We start from the raw sequence: 24,038 nt of genomic DNA, 5'->3' as shown, positions 1-24,038 counted from the left end.
GACCACCATGACAAGGATCAAGGCGCTGATTGGCCTTGCCAACCCTGGCACCCAGTACGAGGCGACGCGTCACAACGCCGGCGCCTGGCTGGTGGAGGAAGTCGCGCGTCAGTCCAGCGCCGAGCTGCGCCCGGAGAAGAAGTTTCTCGGCCTCTACGCCAAGGCCTTTGTCGAAGGCAGCGATCTGCACCTGCTGGTGCCGACCACCTACATGAACCGCTCCGGTGCCTCGGTGGCGGCGCTGGCCAACTTCTTCAAGCTGGCCCCCGACGAGATGCTCATCGCCCACGACGAGCTCGACCTGCCCCCCGGCAGCGCGCGCTACAAGCAGGGCGGCGGCCACGGCGGCCACAATGGCCTGCGCGACATCATCAGCGCCCTGGGCAACGACAAGTCCTTCCATCGTGCGCGCATCGGCATCGGTCATCCCGGCAGCGCCAAGCTGGTCACCAACTACGTGCTGGGCCGCCCCGGCAAGACCGAGCGCGAGGCCATCGACGGCGCCCTGATCGAGTGCCTGGCGACACTGCCTCAGGCGCTATCCGGCGACTGGGCCAAGGCCATGAACCGCCTGCACAGCCACTCTGCCTGACCCGGCGGGCGCCAACAGGGGCAGCAGGTGGTTGCACCGCCCGGGCTGTCCCCGCCTGGCCCGACGTCATACACTGTGCGCCGACTTCTTTCACTTCACGCCTTCAGGAACCACCCATGGGATTCAACTGCGGCATCGTTGGTCTGCCCAACGTCGGCAAGTCCACCCTCTTCAACGCCCTGACCAAGTCCGGCATCGATGCAGAGAACTTCCCGTTCTGCACCATCGAGCCCAATGTCGGCATCGTCCCCATGCCGGACCCGCGCCTCGACAAGCTCGCCGAGATCGTCAAGCCGGAGAAGGTGGTGCCCACCACCATGGAATTCGTCGATATCGCCGGCCTGGTCGCCGGTGCCTCCAAGGGTGAAGGTCTCGGCAACCAGTTCCTCGCCAATATCCGCGAGACCCAGGCCATCGCCCACGTGGTGCGCTGCTTCGACAACGACAACGTCATCCACGTGGCCAACCAGGTCGACCCGGCGGCGGATATCGAGACCATCAACCTGGAGCTGGCCCTGGCTGACCTCGACACCGTGGAGAAGGCCATCCAGCGCCTGGTTCGCGTGGTCAAGGGCGGCGATAAGGACGCCATTGCCACCAAGGCGGTGCTTGACAAGATCCAGCCGCACCTGGCCGAAGGCCAGCCGCTGCGCAGCTTCGATCTGAGCGATGACGAGAAGAAGCAGATCAAGAGCTTCGGTTTCCTGACCCTGAAGCCGACCATGTACATCGCCAACGTCAACGAGGACGGCTTCGACAACAACCCCTACCTCGACGTGGTCAAGGGCATCGCCGAGGCCGAGGGCGCCGTGGTGGTTCCCGTGTGCAACCAGCTGGAAGCCGAGATCGCCGAACTCGATGACGAGGAACGCGAGATGTTCCTGGCCGAGATGGGCATGGAAGAGCCCGGCCTCGACCGGGTGATCCGCGCCGGCTACGCCCTGCTGGGTCTGCAGACCTACTTCACCGCAGGGGTCAAGGAAGTGCGTGCCTGGACCGTCAAGGTCGGCGCCACCGCCCCGGAAGGCGCCGGTGTCATCCACACCGACTTCCAGAAGGGCTTCATCCGCGCCGAAGTGGTGGCCTATGACGACTTCGTCAGCCTGAACGGCGAGCAGGGCGCCAAGGACGCCGGCAAGTGGCGCCTGGAAGGCAAGGACTACGTGCTCAAGGACGGCGACGTGGTGCACTTCCGCTTCAACGTCTGAGGCTCACCGCAGCGTCCGACGTAACATCACGTTTCCTGTGTCAACACCGAGGCATGCCTCGGTGTTGTCGCTTACATGCCAGTCACATGCAGCAACTCTATCGCAAAGAGGTTATATTCGAGAGATGTCATCAAGCGCAGGAACAAGAGCGTGACACTCTCGAACGATTCTCCACCACTCAAGGCAACGGCGCCTGAGCTATGGATAGCGGATGGGCCCGTCATCAGAGGCAAGCTGCTGCCCTATCCGACACGCATGGTGGTGGTACGCCTGAGCGGCGACCGGCTGTGGGTCCACAGCCCCGTCCCGCTGACCGAGCCACTGCGTGACGCCCTCGACGAGCTGGGCCAGGTACACTTCCTGATCGCTCCCAACCATTGTCACCACCTGTTCATGCGCGAATGGCAGATGGCCTACCCAATGGCTCGCAGTTTCGGCACCCGGGAAGTCATCGCCAAGCGCGGCGACCTGGTGTTCGAAAGCACCCTGGATGGCACGCCCAACCGCTACTGGGGTGACGATATCGACCAGTGCCTGTTCACCGGCTCATCGCGTATGCAGGAAGCGGTGTTCCTGCATCGTTCCAGCCGCAGCCTGATCGTGGCCGATCTGATCGGCAATCTCCCCCCTGCTTCCCTGACGCCCTTGCAGCGTCGACTGGCCAGGCTCTCGGGCATCCTGGCGCCGGATGGCAGGATGCCGCTGGAGTGGCGACTGAGCTTCCTCGGCCGACGCTACCTGGCGAGCGAACATCTACGCACCCTGCTCTCCTGGCGGCCCGCTCGAATCATCATGGCCCACGGCGAGATCATCGAGAATGACGCCAGCGACTTTCTCGCCCGCGCTTTTCGCTGGTTGAAGGAGTAAGGGCCAAGCATGGCGCTGTTTGCATACAGTGCATAATGTTTGTATAACATTGAGGCAGGTTCTGAACGCAAAGGATCTGCGCTCATGCTTGGTTCACCTCGGCTACTGCTGATCGGTTATCTGTTGGCAGTAGGCCTGCTCGGCATCTTTTGGCTACCGACGTCCCCGCAACAGCTCTGGTGGTGGCTACCACTGGCGGCGCTGGGGGTGGTCGGCGTGCTGGACCTGCGCTCCAGCCACAACGTGCTGCGCAACTACCCCATCGTCGGCCATCTGCGCTACATGATGGAATTTCTGCGTCCGGAACTGCGCCAGTACTTCTTCGAATCGGAGACCAGCGGCCGGCCGTTCAATCGCGAACAGCGCCAGATCATCGGCGCCCGGGCCGAGGGACGCAGCGACACCGCCCCCTTCGGCACCCGCCAGGTCGTGCTGCGCCAGGGGCGTCGCCAGATTGCCCACGCCATGATCCCCACTCGCGTCGACCCGCAGCAAGCCTGGGTGACGATCGGTGGCCCCCAGTGCCACCACCCCTACCGCTCTTCACGGCTCAATATCTCGGCCATGAGCTTTGGCGCCCTGTCAGGACGGGCCATCACCGCCCTCAACCTAGGGGCCAGGCGCGGCGGCTTTGCCCAGGACACCGGCGAGGGCGCCATCAGTCCTTATCACCAACGGCACGGCGGTGACCTTATCTGGCAGATCGCCAGCGGCTACTTTGGCTGCCGCGACCAGGCCGGGCGCTTCAACCCGCAAGCGTTCAGCGCCAAGGCCCGCGAGGAACAGGTCAAGATGATCGAGATCAAGCTGTCCCAGGGCGCCAAGCCGGGACACGGCGGCATGCTCCCCGGCTCCAAGGTCGACCAGGAAATCGCCGAGACACGCCAGGTCCCGGTGGGGGAAGACTGCTATTCACCGGCGGCCCACCCGGAATTTTCCACCCCGCTGGAACTGATGCAGTTCATCCAGCGCCTGCGCGATCTGAGCGGCGGCAAGCCGGTGGGCATCAAGCTGTGCCTCGGCCACACCCGGGACATGCTGGCGATGTGCAAGGCCATGCTGGCAAGCGGCATCCAGCCGGACTTCATCACCGTGGACGGCGCCGAGGGCGGCACCGGCGCGGGACCGGCGGAGTACGCCGACCATGTGGGCCGCTATATCGATGAGGCACTGCCGATCATCGACGCCTGCCTCAAGGGGATCGGCAAGCGCGACGAAATCAGCGTGATCGCCAGCGGCAAGGTGGCACTTGCCATCGACATGGTCGAGAAGTTCGCGCTGGGCGCCGACGTCTGCAACGCCGCGCGCCCGTTCATGTTTACCCTGGGTTGCATCCAGGCCCAGCGTTGCCACACCAACACCTGCCCCACCGGAGTGGCGACCCAGGATCCGGCCCGCAGTCGCTCCATCGATGTCGACAGCAAGGCCGACAACGTCCAGCGCTTCCATCGGGCCACCCTGGACGCCTGCCTCGACATGATCGGCACCATGGGCCTGGCAGGCCCAGGCGACTTGCGCCCTGAGCACCTGCTCGAGGGACCGGCCACCGCCACCCGGGTATGGCAAGTCGACAGCCTGGAGGTCGGCGCCTTGCTCGACCACCAGAAAGCGCAACAACTCCCCGACTGCTGGCGAAACGACTGGCATGAAGCCAGTCCCCACCACTTCTTGCGTGGACCGGGAGGCTCGCACCAGGAAAGCCACCACAGGACGGCCCCCGGCCCCCATCGAGACGGCGGCGAAGGAGACCGCCATCATCCGCCAAAGGAGGTGCAACGATGATCGTACGTAGTCACAAGGATGCGGAGAAGTCAGCCGTAGAGGACGACAAGTGGATCAGCCGGCGCTACACCCTGCGCAAGGACGGCATGGGGCATTCGGTCCACGAGACCTACATCAAGCCCGGCCAGGAACTCCACATGTGGTACAAGAACCACACCGAGACGGTCCTGTGCATCGAAGGCGAGGGCCAGATCGAGGACCTGACCGAGGGCGGCAAGTGGGAACTCAAACCCGGTGTGCTCTACGCCCTCGACAAGCACCAGCAGCATATCCTGTCGAGCGAAAAGGGCATGACCGTGATCTGTACCTTCTCGCCGGCGCTGGTCGGTCCCGAGACCCACGATGAACAGGGCTCCTATCCCCTGCTCGACGACGACGGCAGCGTGCTCAAGCGCTGAGCCATGGCCCGACACCGGGGCGGCACCAAGCACAGGACGGCTCAGCAAGCAGACGGAAAGACCTAGGCGCTGTCCGAAAAGTCGACGAGCGAAGGTTAGACAAGGCAAAAATCGGTGAGAAAGCGCAGTTTACGGGGTGTAAATGAGCATTTTGATCCGATTTTTAACGCCGTATTACCGAGCGCAGGCACTTTTCAGACAAGCCCTAGCGGAAATCCCGCGAGGGCACGCCGAGTTCGGCCCATAAGCCGCTCAAGTCCTCGAGCCGTCCGGCGATCACGTGGATCACGCTGCCCTCGCGCTCCAGATGGCCGGTGACCTTCAACAGCCGGGCGTTCAACAGCGCCTGGCGCTGGGCCTTGGCGGTGTCCTTCCACACCACCACGTTGACGTTGCCGGTCTCGTCTTCCAGGGTCACGAAGGTGACCCCGGAGGCGGTGCCCGGCCGCTGGCGGGTGGTCACCAGTCCTGCTACCTGGACCAGATGGCCGTGGTCCAGCCCGGCAAGCTCACAGGCCTTGAGGCAACGCGCCAGTCCTTGCCGCGCCATCGAGGTCTGCTCGCGCAGCAACGCCATGGGATGGCGGGCAAGGCTCAGCCCCAGATGGCGAAAGTCCTCCTCGAGGTCGGCCTGCTCGCTGGGGGGCGCCAGCTCTGGGGTGGTGTCGTCGAGGATATCGGTCTCGCCCAGCGCCAGCGCCGGATCCGGCGCCAGCAGATTCCAGCGTGCCTGGTAGCGATGGCCGCCGAGGCTCGACAGCGCCCCGGCCGCCGCCAGCGCTTCCCACTCGCGGGCCGACATCGGCGCGCGACGCCTGGCCTCGGCGACGCTGGCATAGCCGTTGGCCGGACGCCTCGCCAGCAGGCTGTCGATGGCACCACGCCCCAGCCCCTTGACCAAGCGAAAGCCCAGTCGCAGGGCGCCGTCCGGCTCCAGGGTGGCGTCCCAGTGGCTGGCATTGATGTCCACCGGACGCACCTCGACGCCGTGGCGGCGGGCATCCTGCACCAGCTGTGAGGGACTATAGAAGCCCATCGGCTGGCTATTGAGCAGGCCGCAGCAGAAGGCCGCGGGGTGGTGGCACTTGAGCCAGGCCGAGACGTACACCAGGTGGGCGAAGCTGGCCGCGTGGGACTCGGGGAAGCCGTACTGGCCAAAGCCCTCGATCTGGCGGCAGATGGCGTTGGCAAACTCATCGCTGTAGCCCCTGGCACGCAGCCCGGCGGTCAGCCGCTGCTGGTGTTCGGCGATGGTACCGGCCCGTCGCCAGGCCGCCATGGCCCGCCGCAACTGGTCGGCCTCGCCACCGGAATAGCCCGCCGCCACCATGGCCAGCTTGATCACCTGCTCCTGGAAGATCGGCACCCCCAGGGTCCGCTCGAGCACGCCCCTGACCTCGTCGCTGGGATAGCGGACCTCCTCGATGCCGTCACGACGCCGCAGGTAGGGATGCACCATGTCACCCTGGATCGGCCCCGGACGAACGATGGCGATCTCGATCACCAGGTCGTAGTAGTTGCGGGGCTTCAAGCGCGGCAGCATGTTCATCTGGGCACGGCTCTCCACCTGGAAGACACCGACGCTGTCCCCACGACTGAGCATGGCGTACACCTCAGGATCATCCCGGGGCACCCGGGACATCGCCATCGCCTGATGCTCGCCCTTGCTCTCGTCGTCGCTCTCGCCCGTGCTCTCGTAGCAGCGCCTGTCGTCGTCCCGGTGTTCACCTCCGTCTGACAGCAGCGCCAGGGTCTTGCGAATGGCGGTCAACATGCCCAGCGCCAGCACGTCGACCTTGAGCAGCCCCAGACTCTCCAGATCGTCCTTGTTCCACTGGATCAGGGTGCGCCCTTCCATCGCGGCGTTCTCCACCGGCACCAGCTCGTGCAGCGGCCCGCGCGAGATCACGAAGCCCCCCACGTGCTGTGACAGGTGGCGGGGAAAGCCCAGTAGCTGCTCCACCAGTTCGACCAGATGTCGCAGCAGTTCCGGGACGGCGGTGGAGGCGGCCTCTTCACCTCCCGCGCCTACCGTCTCCCCCACCGTCTGCTTGAGCGCCTCGAGCCAGGCGCCCTCGCCCTCGCGTCGATCCAGCCGACTGGCGAGCCAGGTTAGATAGCCCGGTTGCAGCCCCAGCGCCCGCCCCACGTCCTTGAGTGCACTTCTGGGGCGGTAGCTGATCACGGTGGCGGCAAGCCCGGCCCGCTCGCGGCCGTAGCGCCGATAGATGTACTGGATCACCTCCTCGCGGCGCTCGTGCTCGAAGTCCACGTCGATATCCGGCGGCTCGTCGCGCTCCTCGGAAATAAAGCGTTCGAACAGCAGCTGCACCTGACGCGGGTCCACCTCGGTGATAAACAGGCAGTAACAGACCACCGAATTGGCCGCCGAGCCCCGCCCCTGACACAGGATGCCCTGGCGGCGGGCGAAGGCGACGATGTCCTCGATGGTCAGAAAGAACGGCTCGTAGGCCATCCTGGCGATCAGCTCAAGCTCGCGGGCGATCTGCTCGGCGATATCCGAAGGCGTACCCTCCGGGAAGCGTAGCCGCTCGCCCTGGCGCACCTTGTGCGCCAGCCATGACGACGGCGTATGGCCGTCGGGGACCAGTTCCTCGGGGTACTCGTAGCGCAGCTCACCGGGGTCGAAGCGACAGCGCTCGGCGATACGCAGGCTTTGTTCAAGCAGCGCAGGCGCGAAACACTGCGCCAGCCGCGACAGGGGTCGCAGGCAGCGCTCGGCGTTGGGCTCGAGCAGAAAACCGGCGCGCTGCACGCTGGTGCGATGCCGAAGTGCGGTCAGTACATCCTGCAACCGCTTGCGGCTCGCCTGGTGCATCAAGACGCCACCACTGGCGACCAGCGGCAGGCCGGCGGCGCTGGCCAGCCTCATCCGCCTTGTCAATCGCTCCTCCTCGTTTGCCAGAAAGTGGCGCTGGACCATCACCCAGCAGCGCCCGTCGAAGCGTTGCTTCAGCCAGGCAATTCTCTCCCGAGTCCGGGCGTCGTCGTTGCCCGGCAGGTACAGCAGCAGACAGTCCTCGAGCGCCTCCAGGTCCTCCCAGTCGAGACGATAGCTGCCCTTGGGCGCACGGCGACGGCCCAGGGTGATCAGCCGGCACAGGCTGGCGTAGCCGCTGCGGTTCTCGGCCAGCACGACCACGACCTCGTCGGCCAGGCGAAACTCGGCACCGACGATCAGCGCGATCCGGTGGTCTCGGGCAGCCTCCCAGGCGCGCACGATGCCGGCCACCGAGCACTCGTCGGTGATCGCCAGGGCGTTATAGCCAAGCTCGTCGGCGCGGGCGACCAGCTCATGGGGGTGAGACGCGCCCTTGAGAAAGGTGAAGTTGGACAGGCAATGTAGCTCAGCGTAGCCAGGGCCCGGGGCGACTTCGGCAGCGTCAGGTGGCTCGCCGACACGCTCAACCGAACCAGCCATGCAACCACCATTGCGACTCGGCGTCGCGAAAGACCCAGCCGTGGCGACCGTCCGGCCAGCAGGCCACGTGATAGTCACGCCGCGCAGGGGCGTCATCCCACCAGCCGCTGGCCAGTCGCTCGGGCCCGGCGGCCCAGACCAGACGCTCGAGGGTCGCCGGCGTCAGCGGCTCGGGGTGTTCCAGCAGCCAGGCCGGATGGTTGGCGTTCTGGGTTTCAGACGGGGGCCTGCGGGCGGTCCCCGGCTGCACTACCAAGCGGGAGGCCCGTTCGGGGCGATGATCCTCCAGCGCCATGGGCTGCAACACGGCGCCATCACCGAGACGAGAACGCAACCGGCTGAACAGTGCCTCGGGGGTGTCTCTGGGCGGCGCCGCCTGAAACAGGTCCGTTGCCACCTCTTGCAGGCTAGCAACCTCGCTGACCTCCAGGCGCAGGCGCAACACCGGTGCTTCGAGTACCACTGATTCCAGGCGCAACCGGCACAGCTCGAGCCAGGCCTCCGCCGCCTGCTCGCCCCCGGCGTGCCCCACGCTCAGGTGCTGAGCCCCCTCCCGGTGATACAGGGTCAAGGTCAACGACAATGCCTTGACGCAACGCACCTTGAGAAAGCCCTCGAGCTCCGCCAGCAGGCGCCGCAGGGGAAACACGATGCCGGCGGCCAGCTCGATCTCATGGACCAGCTCCCGCTCACGATCGAAGCGAGGCGGCGGCGCGAATACCGGCGGGGGATCGGCGACCTCGCCGGTCAAGCGCTGAAGGTAGCGCCGCAGGTCTGTCCCCAGGCGCGAGGCCAGCGAGGCTGGCGGCAGCACAAGCAGGTCGTTGAGGTGCGTAAACCCGAGTCCCTTGAGGCGCGACTGCTGGCGTGCGGACAGCCCCAGCCGGTCGAGGCGAAGCCTGCCGAGCCTGGCCATATGCTCCGCCTCGCCCTGGCCGCAATAGCCCCCCGTCCGGGCCAGCAGGCAGGCGGCCAGCGGGGTATGCCCGGTGGCGCTGGACACCTCAAGCTCCAGGGTCGCCAATTCTTCGTGCAAGCGCCGCCACAGTCCCTCGAGTCCACCGAAGTAGTCGAGCATCGAGGCGATCTCCATCACCACCCCCCAGGACGCGGCGTTCTCCCCCGTCGGCTCGAGACTGACCCGGGCGCTGAAGCGGGCACACCACAGCGCCAGCCCTTCGAGACGACGTCGGCTCACCTCAGGATCCGGCGTCAACAGCCGGAGTCCTGGCTCCAGACACAGTGCGGCATTGATCGTCATGCCCGGCCGCACACCGGCCTGCCAGGCCCTGGCCGAAGCCAGCGCGATACGCTCCCCGTCCTCGCACAGCAACGCGAGGGGTCCGTCATCGCCGGCGCTCAGCACCTCCAGCCCAAGCTGCGGACAGTGAAGGCATAGCCACAGCCCCTTCATGATCGCCCCGCACCCTTGCGCTCGGAGACGAGGAACACGGGGCGGGATCGACGTTCCCCACTGGGGGCGCACGGCAGCGAAGTCGGCCGCGGGCACGGGGGCGACAGCCTAGAGTCGGCCAGGGTGATATCGATGGCCCTGGCTGGCATGGCCCCCTTGCGCTTGAAGGCATGGACCTTGATGCGCCTCGACAAGGGCGCCGTCTCTTCACCGCTGCTCTGATCAGGAGCCGACAACCGCAGTCGCCAGGGGGCCACTGACCCTTGCCTGGCGAACTCGGCCGGTCGCATCAGCGCGCCATGGCCGCCCCCTGCCGCCACGGCGAGCTGCAGCCGCCGCAGCCATTGCCCCTGCACCGCGGCGAACCAGCCCAGCACCAGATCGCAGCAGCCGCTCTTCAAGGCCTGTTCCATGGCCCACAGCCGCTGCCTGGGATGGCGGGTACGCACGATGACCAGATGCGACAGATCCAGGCCCGCCGCCGCCAGGGCCGCCGCATGAGGCTGCCAGGGTGGGTCAAACCACACCACCCGCTCGCAGCGGTGCATCAGCGGAAGCAATAGACGAATCTCGCCGCAACCCGCTCGATCCAGCAGCAGTTCCAGCAGCTCTCCCCGGGGCCAGCCACCGCCGAGCACCTCGTCCAGGGCCTCGACCCCGGTGGATATCCCGCGCCTCGTGTCGCCCTCCGGCTGATCACGGTGCCACTGTCGCCGCGCCCGCCAGACGCTGCCTCGCTGCATCAAGCGCGAGAGGTCATCGCATGCGTTGTCACGGGCCTGGTTGTCTGCTGCCTTCATCGCTCCTCTCCCGCTCCGCTCTTGGTCTGCTCAACTGGCCTGCTCTGCTGGCGTTCGCTGCTGGTGTTCGCTGCTGGCGTTCCTGCTGAGCTGCGCCCCTGGCCCGCTAGATACACCAGCCCGGCCCAGATTTCTGGCCCAGGTTTCAGGTCCACGCCCTGGCCTTACCGGGCGGACGCCAATATACCGAATACTGTTATTTTATACAGCACTCGTCCAATGCCAAGTCGGCAATGCGGCGCCAGGGCAATCTGACGATGGGTCAGGAAAGCGGCACATCCGCTCACACCAGCACAGAAGCGCCACGGAGGCTCCCCGGGGGAGGGGTATGGTGGTCGTAGAAGGTTGTCACAGCTCAAGTTTGGCCTGCGATAGCTATGAAATAGTCAGGCAGATCTTTTCTTCACCGCTGGACGTCATGACCATTCACACCCCCACGACACCGCCATGCACACCAGAGACCACGGTAGAAATCCGGGTCCGCGGCTGCGTGCAGGGTGTGGGGTTTCGTCCGACGGTATGGCAACTCGCCAACCGGCTAGCGCTGGTCGGAGAGGTACTCAACGACGGTGAAGGCGTGCTGATCCGTGCAGCCGGCCCCAGTGGACGCCTCGAGAGCCTGGTCGAACAACTCAAGCGCGACCCGCCTCCACTGGCACAGATCACCGACATCGAGGTTCGCTCGGGCCTGGCACCGCTGCACCGAGTCGGCTTCACCATCGTCGATAGTCTCGAGGGCGCAACGCGCACCGATATCGCCGTGGACGCCGCCATCTGCGCAGCCTGCACAGAAGAAATACTGAGCCAGCACCAGCGACGCTCCGGTTACGCCCTGACCAACTGCACCCACTGTGGCCCACGCCTGTCGATCATTCGTGACATGCCCTACGACCGGGCGGCCACCACCATGGCTGACTTTGCGCTATGCGAGTGCTGTCGCGCCGAATATCTGGATCCCGGCGACCGTCGCTTCCATGCCGAACCCATCGCCTGTCCGGCCTGCGGGCCCCAGGTGCGTCTGGTGGCACTGGACGGCGAGCCCTGGCTGGCGGGCGAAGACGCCATCGAGACTCGCGCAGAATCTTCGTTCGAGGCTCCCATCGACGAAGCCGCCGCACTGATCCGCCAGGGCCAGATCCTCGCCATCAAGGGGCTCGGCGGCTACCAGCTGGCCTGCGACGCCACCAGCACCGAGGCCCTCGAGCGCCTGCGACGACTCAAGCGCCGCCCCACCCGGCCGCTGGCGTTGATGGTCAGAGACCTGGAGATGATCAGGCGCTACTGCCGGCTCGCTGAGCTCGAACAACAGGCACTCTGCTCAGCCACCGCGCCCATCGTGCTGCTGGAGCGTCGCCGCGACGAGGCCACAGGCCGGCCGCTCGCCGAGGCCCTGGCCCCGGGGCTCGACCGGCTCGGCGTGATGCTGCCTTCGACCCCCTTGCACGTGCTGCTGTGCCAGCGGCTGCCCTTTCCTATCGTGATGACCAGCGGCAACGTCTCGGGCGAGCCCCAGCTGATCGACGATGGCCGACTGGTTGACAGCCTGTCGACGATCGCCAGTCATGCCCTGACCCACGACCGCGCCATCGCCCGGCGTATCGACGACAGCCTGGTACAGCTGGCCGCCGGCAAGGTGCGCATGCTGCGTCGTGCCAGGGGCTATGCTCCTGCACCATTGCCGCTACCGCCTGGCTTCGAGGACATCTCGCCGGGGCTTGCCCTGGGACCGCAGCAAAAGGCCACCTTCTGCCTGGTGGATAGCCAGCGCGCGATCCTGTCCCCTCATCAGGGTGACCTGGACGACGCCACCACCCTCGACGACTACGAACGCAACCTCGACGACTTCCTGGCGCTGTACGACCACCGTCCCGCCTGGCTGGCCTGCGACACTCACCCGGACTACCGCACCAGCGCCGTGGCTCTACGGATGGCCGATGACGCCGACCTGCCACTCGATGCCATTGGTCATCACCACGCCCATATCGCCGCCTGTCTGGCCGACAACGGCTACCCTCGCGACGCAGCCCCGGTACTGGGAATTGCCCTGGACGGCCTGGGCCTTGGCGAGGATGGCAGCCTGTGGGGTGGCGAATTCCTGCTGGCGGACTATCGCCACTGCCAACGGCTGGGTTCGCTCAAGTCCGTCGCCATGCCGGGGGCCGGCGCCGCCTCCCGCGAGCCCTGGCGCAACCTGCTGGCTCAGCTCATCGCCGGTCCCGGCCTTGCCGCCCTAACGCAACGCCACCCGAGCCTTGGCGTGCTCAAGCGGCTGAACCAGAAGCCGATCGACACTCTTACGGGGATGATCGAGGCCGGACTCAACAGCCCCCTCGCCTCTTCCTGCGGGCGCCTGTTCGACGCGGTCGCCGCCGCCCTGGAGCTGTGCTTCGATCACCAGCATCACGAAGGCGAAGCGCCCATGGCCCTGGAAGCCTTGGCCGCCCGCGCGCTGAAGTCGCCCCAGTCACGCTCGTCTGGCGCCATTACCCCCTATCCCTTTGCCCTTCACAGGACGCAGGACGGCCACCGGATCCTCGATCCGGCACCGATGTGGACGGCACTGTTTGACGACCTGGCCGACGGCAAGGACACCCCGCTGATCGCGGCGCGCTTTCATCTAGGACTGGCCCAGGGGCTTGGCGAGGTCGTCGGCGACATGCTGGACGACGTCGTTGGCAACATGCAGGACGACGCTCTTGACGACAATGCCCGGCGACTTTCCAACACGCGCAATGTCGAGGCCGTCGCGCTGAGCGGCGGCTGCTTTCACAACCGCACCCTGCTGGAACTGACGCTTGATCAGCTCGCGCCACTGCCGGTTCGGGTGCTGACCCACCGCCAGGTGCCGGCCAACGACGGCGGCATCGCCCTGGGCCAGGCGCTGATCGCGGCGGCGCGGCGGCATCCGCTGGCCTCCGACCAGGCGTCGGATAGTCCGACCTCAGCAATCTCGACGATCTCGACAACAACAACCGTTCCCTCCATTGCCACTGTCACTACCGCCACCACGGCATCCAATAACACACAGGAGACCGCCCATGTGTCTGGGAATTCCAGGACAGATCATTTCCCTCGATGACGCCGACGCGCGGCTCGCCACGGTGGACGTGAGCGGGGTCCGACGCCAGATCAACATCGCCTGCATCGTCGATGACGACCACCCGCCCGAACACTGCGTGGGCGACTGGGTACTGGTCCATGTGGGCTTCGCCCTGAACCGTATCGACGCCGAGGCTGCGGCGCGCACCCTCGAACTGCTGGACGAACTAGGCGATACCCACGAGTTCGACGCCCTGACCTTGACCGGCGACCAGGAGGTCTCTTCATGAAATTCATCGACGAATTCCGCGATCACGCCCGCGCCCGGCAGATCCTCGAACACATCACCACCCTGGTCGCCCGCCTGGCCGAGCAGCGTGGAGGCCCGGTGCGCATCATGGAGGTCTGTGGCGGCCACACCCACGCGATCTTCCACTATGGGCTGGAGGCCATGCTGCCGCCGGAACTGGAGCTGATTCACGGCCCCGGCTGCCCGGTATGCGTGCTGCCGATGGGTCGCGTCGATGACTGCGTCGCCATCGCCGAGCGTCCCGAGGTGATCCTCGCCACCTTCGGCGACGCCATCCGGGTTCCCGGCTCACGCAAGAGCCTGATGCAGGCCAAGGCCGACGGCGCCGACGTGCGCATCGTCTACTCCCCCACCGACGCCCTGGCACTGGCGCGCAAGCATCCGGATCGGGAAGTGGTGTTCTTTGGCCTGGGCTTCGAGACCACCATTCCCTCCACCGCCCTGACCATCGCCCAGGCCGAGCGCGAAGGGGTCGGCAACTTCTCGGTGTTCTGCAACCACATCACCATCATCCCGACGTTACAGGCGATCCTCGACAATCCTGACCATCGCCTGGATGGCTTCCTCGGGCCGGGACACGTGTCGATGATCATCGGCACCGACCCCTACCGCTTCATCGCCGAGCGTTACGGCTGCCCGGTGGTGGTCTCTGGCTTCGAGCCCCTGGATATCCTGCAGTCGCTGCTGATGGTCGTTCGCCAGCTCCACGATGGCCGCGCCGAGGTCGAGAACCAGTACCAGCGTCTGGTGACCAGCGACGGCAACCTCACCGCACTGGAGGCCTTCCATCGGGTCTACGAGCCCCGCGAGAGCTGCGAGTGGCGCGGGCTTGGATCGATCGCCGAGTCAGGTGTCCAGATCAAGGACGCCTATGGTGCCTTCGATGCCGAACGCAAGTTCGCCGTGCCCAATCAGCAGGTGGCCGACCCGGACAACTGCCGCTGTGGTGACGTGCTCACCGGCAACCTCAAGCCCTGGCAGTGCGAGCTGTTCGGCAAGCGTTGCACACCGGATCAACCCCGGGGCGCGCTGATGGTCTCCAGCGAAGGCGCCTGCGCCGCCTACTATCAATACGGCGGTGGCAACGTCGATAGCCCGAACCACAGCACAAGCCAGGCCGAATCATGAGCGATACGACGCGACGACAGCTTCCCACCCTTGCCGCCCGCGCGGTGACCCAGGCCCACGGAGGCGGCGGCAAGGCCATGAAGGACCTGATCGATGACGTCTTCGTCAGGGAATTCACCGCGCTTCCCGAGGTGCTCGAGGACCAGGCGCGGCTGGAACTGGCCGAGCTGGCATGCCTGGGCGACCGACTGGCCATGACCACCGACGGCTTCGTGGTCGACCCGCTGTTCTTTCCCGGTGGTGACATCGGCAAGCTGGCGGTGTGCGGCACCGTCAACGACCTGGCCGTGGGGGGCGCCCATCCCCGCTACCTGTCCTGCGCGGTGATCCTGGAAGAAGGCCTGCCGATCGATGACCTGAGGCGCATCGCCCGCTCCATGGCTACTGCGGCCCGCGAGGCCGGCGTCGAGATCGTCACCGGTGACACCAAGGTGGTCGAACGCGGGGCCTGCGACGGCGTCTTCATCACCACCACCGGCATCGGCGTCATTCCCGCCGAGCGTAAGCTCGGTATCGAGCGCATCCAGGCCGACGACGTGATCATCGTCAACGGCTGGCTCGGCGATCACGGTGCCGCCATCCTGGCGGCCCGTGGCGACCTGTCGCTGGACACCGACCTTAAGAGCGACTGTGCCGCCCTCAATGGCCTGATCGAGGCACTGCTGGCCGCCGCCCCCGAGACCCGCTGCCTGCGTGACGCCACCCGGGGCGGCGTCGCCACGGTGCTCAACGAGATGGCCGAGGCCTCCAGGCTTGCCATCGAACTCGACGACCTGGCCCTGCCGCTGCGCAAGGAGGTCCGGGGGATGTGCGAGATACTGGGACTGGACCCTCTGTACCTGGCCAACGAAGGCAAGTTGGTGGCGGTGGTGCCCGCGGCTCAGGCCGAGGCGGCCCTGGCCGCCCTGCGCGGGCATCCGCAGGGAAAGCAAGCCGCGATCATCGGTCAGGCACTGGACGGCAAGCCGGGACGGGTGACGCTGCGCACCGGCTTCGGTGGCCAGCGCATCGTCGACATGCTGGTGGGAGAGCAGCTACCGCGCATCTGCTGATGCGGTGCTGACACGCTGATGGTGGTCTGCTCCGGGCCGATTCGAATCTCGGCCTATTCGGGATCGCCGGCCGCCTCGCCGATCCCGTAGCGTTGCAGCTTGGCCCTCAGGCCGATGCGCGATAGCCCCAGTTCACTGGCGGTACGCGACTTGTTGCCGCCATGACGCTCGAGCGCCCGGGCCAGGCAGCTCGCCTCCAGGCGCTCGACCCGTTCGCGCAGGGTGCCGGCGTCCTCGTCGTCCTCGACCGGATCGGCTGCCGTATTCGCTTTCGGCGGCTCAGGCAGGTCCTGGCGCCGCTCGGCTGGCGCCTGACGCCATTCTTCGGTTCGCAGGTGCGGCGCCAGCAGTTCGACGCCAAGCTTCTCGCCGGTCGCCAGCATCACCATGCGGGTGATCTGGTTTTCCAGCTCGCGAACATTGCCGGGCCAGGCGTAGGCGCACAGACACGCGATCGCCGCATCGGTGAAGCCGCCGACCCTGACCCCGTGGCGGGAAGCGATCCGCGCCAGCAGCACCTCGGCCAGGGCCGCGATATCACAGGCGCGCTCGCGCAGCGGTGGCAACTGAACCGGGGCGACCGTCAGGCGATGGTAGAGGTCCTCACGGAAGCGCCCCGCCGCCACCTCGGCCATCAGATCCCGGTTGGTCGCGGCGATGACCCGGACGTCCAACTGGCGCACCTCGTTGGAACCCACCGGGCGCACTTCCCCCTCCTGCAGAAAACGCAACAGGCGCAGCTGAAAGGCGCTGGAGGTATCACCGATCTCGTCCAGCAGCAGGGTGCCCTCGTGGGCCCGCTCCAGCAGTCCGACGCGGCTTGAACTCGCCCCGGTGAAGGCCCCCTTGCAGTGGCCGAACAGCTCGCTCTCCAGCAGTTCATCGGTCACCGCGCCGCAGTCCAGGGCGTAGAAAGGCATCTCCGAACGCAGGCTGCTGGCGTGGATCGCCCGGGCCATCAACTCCTTGCCGGTGCCGCTCTCTCCTGTCACCAGGACCGGCACGTCGAAGCCGGCGATGCGCGCCGCCATGTCGCACAGCGGCTCCAGCGGCGACCCCGGCGCCCGGATGATCGTCTCGAAGCCCCCCGCCTCGCGCATCCGCCGGCGGTGGGCCGCCAGCCGCGCCTGAACGGTCGGCTGGTACAGGGCACGCTCCGCGCGCAGCCGCCGACACTCCCGCTCGAGCTGATACTGACGCAGGGCGACGTTGATGGTTCGCGCCACCACCTCAACCGGACTGCGGCGACAAAGCAGGTGAAACGCCTCGGGCCAGTCACCGACCGAGGTGGGCCCATGATCGGCGATCACCAGACACTGCACCTCGGGCCAGCGATGGGCCAGTTCCCTGGCCCAGCCACCGTCAGGGGACAGCCCCGTGCCCCTGGCGGCGTCGCCCTCAGGTGCAAGCTCGACAATCACCAGCCCGACCCACTCGGACACCAGCAGCGCCCGAGCCTCTTCCCAGTGCGTCGCCCTCAGGCACTCCAGGCGCCCTTGCGTGACGCCCTCGAGCGAGTCGATTCGCTCGCTGGCGACACCGACCACCAGCACACTGGGCAGCGACTCGGAGGCAACACCCCGTCCATCGAACAGCGGACCCTCGACCAAGGTGGACATGGCGACCCCTAGCGCTGCTCGAGCATGGCAAGGTGCTGACGCGCCCGGCTCAAGGCGCGCTGCCTGAGCGCCTCGCGGCGGGCGTCGATCCAGTCGAGCCAGGCGTCCATGCCCTCACCGCTGGTGGCCGACAGCCGCAGGATCTCCAGTTCGGGATTGATCCGACGGGCGTAGGCTTCGCAGGCGTCCATGTCGAAGTCGACATGGGGCGCCAGATCGACCTTGCTCAGCAGCATCAGCGAGGCGGCGGCGAACATGTGCGGGTACTTGAGCGGCTTGTCCTCGCCTTCGGTCACCGACAGGATCACCACCTTGGCGTCCTCGCCCAGATCGAAGCCCGCCGGACACACCAGGTTGCCCACATTCTCGATAAACAACAGGCCAAGCCCAGGCGGGCTTACCTGAGGCAGCGCCCGTTCCACCATGGAGGCGTCGAGATGACAGCCCTTGCCGGTATTGACCTGCAGCGCCGGCACCCCGGTCTCGCGAATGCGCCGGGCGTCATTGGCGGTCTGCTGGTCGCCCTCGATCACCGCCACCCCCTCGGCGCCAAGCCGACGGATGGTATCCACCAGCAGCGTGGTCTTGCCGGAACCCGGGCTCGACACCAGATTCAGCGCCAGCACGCCGTCGGCCTCGAGGCGCCGCCGATTGCCCTCGGCGATGGCGTCATTGCGGGCCAGGATGTTGGTCTCGATCTCCACCAGACGGCGTTGCGACATCCCCGCCACCTCGACCCCGGCAGGCCCTGCGCCACAGTCCAGATGCGGCGAGGCATCCGGCTCGGCAGCGCCAGGGTGGTCCCCGTGGTCATGGGAATGAACATGGCCGTGCACATGCTCATGAGAGTGGGCGTGGGCGTGGTCGTGCTCGTGCTCGTGGGAATGAGGATGAGCATGGGAGTGAGTGTGGGGGTGGGCATGGGAATGAGCACGAGCATGCTCGTGGGGATGAGCATGCTCGTGCTCGTGATGATGGGCGTGACTCTGGTCACCGCTTTCGGCGCATCCGCAGACGGTACACATCAGACAACCTCCAGTTCCTTGACGCGAAGTTCCTCTCCGCCGGTCACGTGCAGACGGGCGCTGGAACACAGGGGGCAATCGTCGCCACGCTGGGCAATATCCACCGTGCGATTGCAACCGAAACACCAGGCCGTGGCTGGTACATTGACGATATCCAGCGTCGCCCCTTCGGCGACGGAGCCACGGGTGGACAGATCGAAACCGAACGCCAGGGCCTCGGGCTCGACGCAGGACAAGGCCCCGATCTCGAGACACACCCGGGTCACCTTCTCGAACGCCTGGACGCTGGCCTGCTCCTCGATCAGCTCGACGATGCTCTGACACAGGCTCAATTCGTGCATGATGACCTCCCCTTGGGCGGCCCTGCCTCCCGGCATGGCGCCTGCGAAGGCGCCTGGCACAGTCCTTCACTCGACTCCTGCCACACCACCGGCAGACAGGGATCGGCGCAGCTCAGCGCCATCGCCACCCGCTGCCGGGCCCGGTTGTCGCCATCACTGAGGCCCTCACTGTGACCACAGCACTCGCCCTGGCCGTGGGCGGATTCCAGCAGGCTGGAAAGAAAACCCCGTTGCCGCTCGCCATCGGGGCCGACAGCACCGTCGAGCATGGCGTCGGTCGGGGTGATGATGTGGTAGTCGACGACGCGGTCGTCCCGGCACGCCACCCGATGCACCAGGCGTCCCCGGGCGGCCTCGGCCCAGCCACTGCCATCGGCGGCGCGCCCGCAGCGTGGCTTGCCGGCATCGCTGCTATCCCCAGCAGTGCAGTTGCCAGCGCCGGCGCGCAGCGCAACTATCAACTGCGCCACCTCCACCACCCGCGCCAGCATCCGCGCATACAGACTCCAACCGTCCAGTGCAATGACGCCGCCTAGCGACGTATGACCGGCCACGCGACCCACGAAGGTAGGATCGTCCGCCACGGCGATTCGCCCGAACTCCCGCGGCCAGTCGGCGACCTGTCGCAGCACCTCGGCGGGCCGACTCGGCGCTCGCTCAAGCCACGCCTCGATATCCTCCAGTGCGCGCTCGGCCGGCCCGGCGAACACCCGCGCCTCCAGCACCTCCAGCGTGGTCAGCGAAAGCCCCGCCAGCCCCTTCAGGGAGTCGGCGTCCATCGCCATGCCCAGCACCCCCGGCCAGTCCCGCAGCATGACCAGGCCATGCTCGCGCAGGGTCTCGAGCTGGATATGACGGTGGCAGTCAGGGGCAAGCGGCAGGTCCATGGCCTTGGCCGCCGCGGCGCTCTGGGCGGCGGCGCACAGGTTGTAGAGACACCCCACCATGGTCATCGCCTCGTGACGATTTCGATCGATCAGCCACTGGGTCGGCATCCGTCCTCGCTGACTCACGCGAAACCCCGGCTCGCCCCCGGGGTTGTGGCCGTGGCCGTGACTGATGATCAGCGTCGGCATCATGACGACTCGTCCTCGTCCCCTGACGCAGTATCCAAGGACGCTCCGCTGCTGGGGGAGGCTTTGGTGCCGGCAGCGGCGCTCGACGTGCGCCCTGTCAGGAAGTCTCGCCGTGACTCGAACCCAGGCGCCGGGGGAGACCACTGGCTTACGCCAGCTTCGCCATCGCTGCCTAGGGGTTCGAGGTCGGCCGAGGGCGCCGCGGTGCTTTCAGCCTCCGCGTCAGCACCTGCCCCGGCGATACCCTCCTCCCCGGCCACGCTCAGCGCGGCGATATCCGCGTGGCGATCCGTCTCGGCACGGTGGGCCGGATCGAACAGCGCCTCCATGGCGGCGCGCGCCACCTCAGTGGCGTAGGCCTGGCTTGCAAACTCGCTCATGTCGGAAAACAGCGAACAGGCCAGGAAGGCGCCCACCGGCACCCGGGTATTGAAGATGAATTCGTAGTCGCCGGAGGCAAAGGAGTAGACCCGCTTGTCGCCGGGACGCAGGCACTGGGCGTCGTCATCGGGACCTGGGATCACCACCAGATTCATCAGCCAGGGCGCGACCAGGATGCCCAGCAGCCCGCCCTCCCAGGGGATAAACCCCACCGCCTCGACGTGCAGCGACAGATTGTTGAAGGGGGAATCCTTCATGCCGGTGGTCTGGATCTCGCGAAAGGTCTCGACCAGTCGCTTGACGGCGCCCGTATCGGCCGTCGCAGCTCCGGCGGGTGTGGCGAGTGCAGCGGGCGCGGCGGCCGCCCCCCCGACGCCCTGCCGACCATCCAGAACCATAAACTGGTTGCGCTCACCGTCACACTGGGGGCAGCGCCAGTCCTGGGGCAGCGCCGAGAACGGCGTCCCCGGCTCGACCTGACGGACGGCGTCACCGACGGCCGGGTCATAGCAGTACCAGCAGATCTTGCACTCGAGCCGGGCATCGTCGTCCAGACGCGCCAGGTCTCCGAGAAACGAACCTTCGAATCGTGCCGTCACGCCATCGCCTCCACTACCTGCTTGAGTCGAATCCCCGAATCGGCGATGTCTTCGGCCGCCGCGCAGGCCACCTCGGGCACATCGGAGACTTCGATGACGTCCAGAATCAGCGAGTCCTGGGAATTGAAGTAGCGCACCCGCCAGACGTGATCGAGGGCGGTGCTGTCGATACGACAATTGCCGTAGCCCCGCGACAGGATGGTGACCTCGCCCCGACCCAGCGCCTCGTCCAGATAGGCCAGATCCTCCGGGGTATGGGGCAACAGCGACAGGTTGATGGCATAAGGCTCGCCACCCGGAACACGCTCCTCGCAGCGCTCGATCAGCTCCGAGACGATAAAGGGTCCGTTGACCACACCCTGGCCGGCCTCCGGCGGGCAGAAGATACGCTGCTGGCGGCATTGTCCCACCGCCAGGGGCACCACGCCGATCTCGATATGTTCCCGCACACTGCCCGAGGCGTGATCCACATCACGGGAAGTCACCCGCCACAGACCGGCGAAGACCGACTCCTGAATCTCGACGGCGCCAGCACCGGTACCAGTGCCACCCACCTTGATCGCGACCTCACCCTCGCCGAGCGCATCGGCCAGCGCCTTGCGATTCTCGGCATCTAGCGACGGCAGCTCGACCATCAGGTTGCCGCCCTCCGGCGTCCACTGGGCGGCCCTGTCGGCCAGAGCGCTGAGGGCATCCAGCGCCGGCCGGATGCGCTCGGGGTCCTCCACCTCGGGAAAGCTCGGCTGAAAGGTGCTCATTCCCGATGGCATCGGCAGGTAATCGAGCACGGCCTCCTCGGGCTGGCTACCAGGCCCGATACCCGGCGATGACGGCATGAATCCCTGGGTCATGTTCGAACACTCCCGTCGCGAGCGATGATATTGGCGCTGGCAGACGTCCCTTGCAGAATGGCGTGGATCTCGCCCAGGTAGTCGTCCCAGTCGCGCACCTTCGAGATCACCCCGGTCATCCGCCCGTCCTGGAAAAACAGCAGTGAAGGCACCGGCCACACCTGAAAGCGTTCGCGGGTGGCATCTTCTTCCGCGCGATCCACTACGGCGGGCTTGAAGCGCCCCGGGAAGGCCTTGACCAGCTCCGGCAGAATGGCAGCCACATCGTTGGTCTCGAGGTTGGTGGCCGGATCACCACTGAGAAACAGCACCCGGGCGCCTGGCCCCGTCACGAAGGCCGCCAGTTCCTCCCCGGCGAGGCAGGGATAGTCCAGTTCATTGATCAGCCGGTGCAATGGCCCCGTCATTGGCGTGACTCCCTAGTCGCTCACTCGCTTGTGTTGTCGATCACCCGCTTGCGTTGTCGCCCGTGGCGTACTCACCCGGTGGAGGCACCCGCCTTGCGCGCCGCCTCCAGATGCGGCGGCAGGCGGGGTTCACCCTGTTCCAGGTCTGCAAACAGTCCCGTCTCGACCGTCCCTCCCTCGGCCGCCATGGCCATGGCCCTTAACGCATCGCTGATGCGCAGCGCCTCATCGGCCTCCAGCACCCGGCGCGCCGCTCCCAGAAATACCAGCAGCCAATCGCCGGGGCTCACCGCCTCGACCAGGGAAATATCGACCTCTTGTCGATCCTCTGCCCCGTCGCTGACACAAATGGCGAGCGTCCCGCTGGCCTCAAGCACCCGCATGGGAATGCCAATGCACATATCGCGGCTACTCCTTTACAGGGCTTTCGGTAACACCATCCCGCTCGCTTCCCGCCTCGCGAGACGGGTCGCCGTGCGCCCCGCCAGGATGGCCAAGGTCCCTCGCCAGAAAGCGCGGATCACCCACACGGCAGGCATCACGTGGTGAAGGACGCATGTTTTCGTAGTGGTGAAGGGCGAGAGCCGAAGGCGCCAGTTCGGCGATGGGGGCCTGGTGATCGCGGCTGTATCCGGGGCTGTGTTGAGAGCCGTGTTCGGGGCTGTGTTGAGAGCCGTGTTCGGGGCTCTGTTGAGAGCCGTGTCCGGGGCGGTGTTGAGAGCGAAGCTCAGGCCTTGCGCCCCAGGACGCCAACTCATCGACCACCAGGCGGATCACCTCGTCGATTCGGGCGGCGATCTCCGGTCGCAGCGAGCCGCCATAATCGTCCAGCACCGAGGGCTGAACACCGACCAGCATCACCCGCTGTGGCTGCCAGCCGAGCAGCTGCGCCGCCGCCAGCACCTCCTGAAAGCCGGTCTGGTGCAGCGACATCTTCTTGGCGCCCATGAAGCTCGGCACCGCGTCATCGCGCACCACATGCACACTGCCCGGGGCCAGGCCGTAGTCGATGGCATCGATGACCAGCAGGCACTCGCAGGACTGCACGTAGGGCAGCAGGTAGAGCCCCTGGGTGCCGCCGTCCATCACGGTCACCGCCTCGGCAAACGTATAGCGCTGGTGAAGTGCCTCCACCGCGCGGACTCCGAAACCCTCGTCGGCCCACAGCACATTGCCGATACCCAGCACCAGAATCGATGGCGTCGCCTCGTGATCATCCGTCTTCATGCCGGCTCCCTCGCTGCGCCGAATATCTGCCTGCGCTACTTTAGTTGGCTTTATCCTGCGTCTCGTTCTTCGTTCTTTCCTTGTTCTTTCTTCGCCTCTTTCAGCGGCTCGCTCTTCGTCTGATTCCTGGATGCATTCGCCATAAAAACATCAAGATGCAGCATCAAAGCCAAAGGCTAGCGACGAAGCGCCTTTTTCAACGACAAACAAGACACCGAAAAACAAGACAACGACAAACAAGGCACCGAAAAACAAGACGCTGAAAAACAGGCCGCCAAAAAAACTGCCGAAAACGCTTCCATCTGCGCCACCCATGGCATATACGAAAGCGTTTTTTCACACTACAGCAGCCACTTACATGCACATATCCACGATAACCTGAAAAAACCTCGACCATTTCCGCAGAATAACGCCGCTACCTTTCAATAAAAAACATGCCCATCGTTTCGGCACAGCCACATGGTATATAACCCTACAAAA

General features: G+C 66.2%; 22 protein-coding genes. 9 read left to right on the top strand and 13 right to left on the bottom strand.

Annotated features, from left to right (window positions below):
- The first annotated feature begins 7 nt into the window (after window positions 1-7).
- From pth to NFH97_RS16545, 5 genes are all read left to right on the top strand, one after another.
- Window positions 8-592: an aminoacyl-tRNA hydrolase gene (gene pth / locus NFH97_RS16565; protein ID WP_108132918.1), complete on the top strand. Its 585-nt coding sequence runs from the start codon at window positions 8-10 to the stop codon at window positions 590-592.
- 116 nt (window positions 593-708) lie between these two features.
- Window positions 709-1,800: a redox-regulated ATPase YchF gene (ychF, locus tag NFH97_RS16560; protein ID WP_045995168.1), complete on the top strand. Its 1,092-nt coding sequence runs from the start codon at window positions 709-711 to the stop codon at window positions 1,798-1,800.
- 150 nt (window positions 1,801-1,950) lie between these two features.
- Window positions 1,951-2,667: a DUF4336 domain-containing protein gene (locus tag NFH97_RS16555; RefSeq protein WP_349625172.1), complete on the top strand. Its 717-nt coding sequence runs from the start codon at window positions 1,951-1,953 to the stop codon at window positions 2,665-2,667.
- A gap of 84 nt (window positions 2,668-2,751) precedes the next feature.
- A complete protein-coding gene (locus NFH97_RS16550) occupies window positions 2,752-4,449 on the top strand; it encodes an FMN-binding glutamate synthase family protein (protein WP_349625171.1) in 1,698 nt (565 codons plus the stop codon).
- Complete coding sequence (locus NFH97_RS16545) at window positions 4,446-4,847, top strand: ectoine synthase (RefSeq protein WP_213229688.1); 402 nt, start codon at window positions 4,446-4,448, stop codon at window positions 4,845-4,847. The genes NFH97_RS16550 and NFH97_RS16545 overlap by 4 nt, the downstream gene beginning before the upstream one ends.
- 205 nt (window positions 4,848-5,052) lie before the next feature.
- Here NFH97_RS16545 and NFH97_RS16540 read toward each other — a convergent pair whose 3' ends face one another.
- Genes NFH97_RS16540 through imuA form a run of 3 tightly spaced genes read right to left on the bottom strand, consistent with a single transcriptional unit; the run spans window position 5,053 to window position 10,503 of the window.
- Window positions 5,053-8,289 carry an error-prone DNA polymerase gene (locus NFH97_RS16540; protein ID WP_349625170.1) on the bottom strand — a complete coding sequence of 1,079 codons (3,237 nt, stop codon included), beginning with the start codon at window positions 8,287-8,289 and terminating at the stop codon, window positions 5,053-5,055.
- Window positions 8,273-9,703 carry a Y-family DNA polymerase gene (locus NFH97_RS16535; protein ID WP_349625168.1) on the bottom strand — a complete coding sequence of 477 codons (1,431 nt, stop codon included), beginning with the start codon at window positions 9,701-9,703 and terminating at the stop codon, window positions 8,273-8,275. The genes NFH97_RS16540 and NFH97_RS16535 overlap by 17 nt, the downstream gene beginning before the upstream one ends.
- A complete protein-coding gene (gene imuA, locus NFH97_RS16530) occupies window positions 9,700-10,503 on the bottom strand; it encodes a translesion DNA synthesis-associated protein ImuA (RefSeq protein WP_349625167.1) in 804 nt (267 codons plus the stop codon). Before imuA ends, NFH97_RS16535 begins: the two co-directional genes overlap by 4 nt.
- 418 nt (window positions 10,504-10,921) lie before the next feature.
- On the opposite strand from imuA, the gene hypF reads away from it, so the two are divergent.
- The 4 genes from hypF to hypE are packed head-to-tail and all read left to right on the top strand — an operon-like array spanning window position 10,922 to window position 16,032.
- Window positions 10,922-13,582, top strand: coding sequence for a carbamoyltransferase HypF (gene hypF / locus NFH97_RS16525; RefSeq protein ID WP_349625166.1), 2,661 nt, complete (start codon window positions 10,922-10,924; stop codon window positions 13,580-13,582).
- Window positions 13,542-13,832, top strand: coding sequence for a HypC/HybG/HupF family hydrogenase formation chaperone (locus tag NFH97_RS16520; RefSeq protein WP_108132925.1), 291 nt, complete (start codon window positions 13,542-13,544; stop codon window positions 13,830-13,832). The genes hypF and NFH97_RS16520 overlap by 41 nt, the downstream gene beginning before the upstream one ends.
- On the top strand, window positions 13,829-14,980 hold the full coding sequence (hypD, locus tag NFH97_RS16515) for a hydrogenase formation protein HypD (RefSeq protein WP_108448932.1): 1,152 nt from the start codon (window positions 13,829-13,831) through the stop codon (window positions 14,978-14,980). The genes NFH97_RS16520 and hypD overlap by 4 nt, the downstream gene beginning before the upstream one ends.
- Complete coding sequence (gene hypE / locus NFH97_RS16510; protein WP_349625165.1) at window positions 14,977-16,032, top strand: hydrogenase expression/formation protein HypE; 1,056 nt, start codon at window positions 14,977-14,979, stop codon at window positions 16,030-16,032. Before hypD ends, hypE begins: the two co-directional genes overlap by 4 nt.
- A gap of 53 nt (window positions 16,033-16,085) precedes the next feature.
- Here hypE and NFH97_RS16505 read toward each other — a convergent pair whose 3' ends face one another.
- The 10 genes from NFH97_RS16505 to NFH97_RS16460 all read right to left on the bottom strand — a co-directional run bounded on the left by NFH97_RS16505 (window position 16,086) and on the right by NFH97_RS16460 (window position 23,873).
- On the bottom strand, window positions 16,086-17,651 hold the full coding sequence (locus tag NFH97_RS16505) for a sigma-54 interaction domain-containing protein (protein ID WP_349625164.1): 1,566 nt from the start codon (window positions 17,649-17,651) through the stop codon (window positions 16,086-16,088).
- An 8-nt stretch (window positions 17,652-17,659) separates the two neighbouring features.
- Window positions 17,660-18,676 (bottom strand): hydrogenase nickel incorporation protein HypB, encoded by a 1,017-nt coding sequence (gene hypB / locus NFH97_RS16500; RefSeq protein WP_349625163.1) that lies wholly within the window; start codon window positions 18,674-18,676, stop codon window positions 17,660-17,662.
- A complete protein-coding gene (gene hypA / locus NFH97_RS16495; RefSeq protein WP_045994057.1) occupies window positions 18,676-19,017 on the bottom strand; it encodes a hydrogenase maturation nickel metallochaperone HypA in 342 nt (113 codons plus the stop codon). The genes hypB and hypA overlap by 1 nt, the downstream gene beginning before the upstream one ends.
- Window positions 19,005-20,096 (bottom strand): hypothetical protein, encoded by a 1,092-nt coding sequence (locus tag NFH97_RS16490; RefSeq protein WP_349625162.1) that lies wholly within the window; start codon window positions 20,094-20,096, stop codon window positions 19,005-19,007. Before NFH97_RS16490 ends, hypA begins: the two co-directional genes overlap by 13 nt.
- A complete protein-coding gene (locus NFH97_RS16485; RefSeq protein ID WP_213229668.1) occupies window positions 20,093-21,073 on the bottom strand; it encodes a [NiFe]-hydrogenase assembly chaperone HybE in 981 nt (326 codons plus the stop codon). The genes NFH97_RS16490 and NFH97_RS16485 overlap by 4 nt, the downstream gene beginning before the upstream one ends.
- Window positions 21,070-21,924 (bottom strand): hydrogenase expression/formation protein, encoded by an 855-nt coding sequence (locus NFH97_RS16480; protein WP_213229666.1) that lies wholly within the window; start codon window positions 21,922-21,924, stop codon window positions 21,070-21,072. Before NFH97_RS16480 ends, NFH97_RS16485 begins: the two co-directional genes overlap by 4 nt.
- Window positions 21,921-22,331, bottom strand: a complete 411-nt coding sequence (locus NFH97_RS16475) for a thioredoxin domain-containing protein (protein ID WP_045994046.1) — start codon at window positions 22,329-22,331, stop codon at window positions 21,921-21,923. The genes NFH97_RS16480 and NFH97_RS16475 overlap by 4 nt, the downstream gene beginning before the upstream one ends.
- A gap of 71 nt (window positions 22,332-22,402) precedes the next feature.
- Complete coding sequence (locus tag NFH97_RS16470; protein WP_213229664.1) at window positions 22,403-22,732, bottom strand: HypC/HybG/HupF family hydrogenase formation chaperone; 330 nt, start codon at window positions 22,730-22,732, stop codon at window positions 22,403-22,405.
- A gap of 7 nt (window positions 22,733-22,739) precedes the next feature.
- Window positions 22,740-23,558, bottom strand: coding sequence for a HyaD/HybD family hydrogenase maturation endopeptidase (locus NFH97_RS16465; RefSeq protein WP_349625161.1), 819 nt, complete (start codon window positions 23,556-23,558; stop codon window positions 22,740-22,742).
- A gap of 150 nt (window positions 23,559-23,708) precedes the next feature.
- Window positions 23,709-23,873 carry a hypothetical protein gene (locus NFH97_RS16460; RefSeq protein ID WP_349625160.1) on the bottom strand — a complete coding sequence of 55 codons (165 nt, stop codon included), beginning with the start codon at window positions 23,871-23,873 and terminating at the stop codon, window positions 23,709-23,711.
- Window positions 23,874-24,038 lie beyond the last annotated feature (165 nt).

The organism is Halomonas sp. SCS19 (genome assembly GCF_040147015.1).
Lineage (GTDB): Bacteria > Pseudomonadota > Gammaproteobacteria > Pseudomonadales > Halomonadaceae > Halomonas > Halomonas litopenaei.
This window is presented reverse-complemented; position numbering and strand designations above follow the sequence as displayed.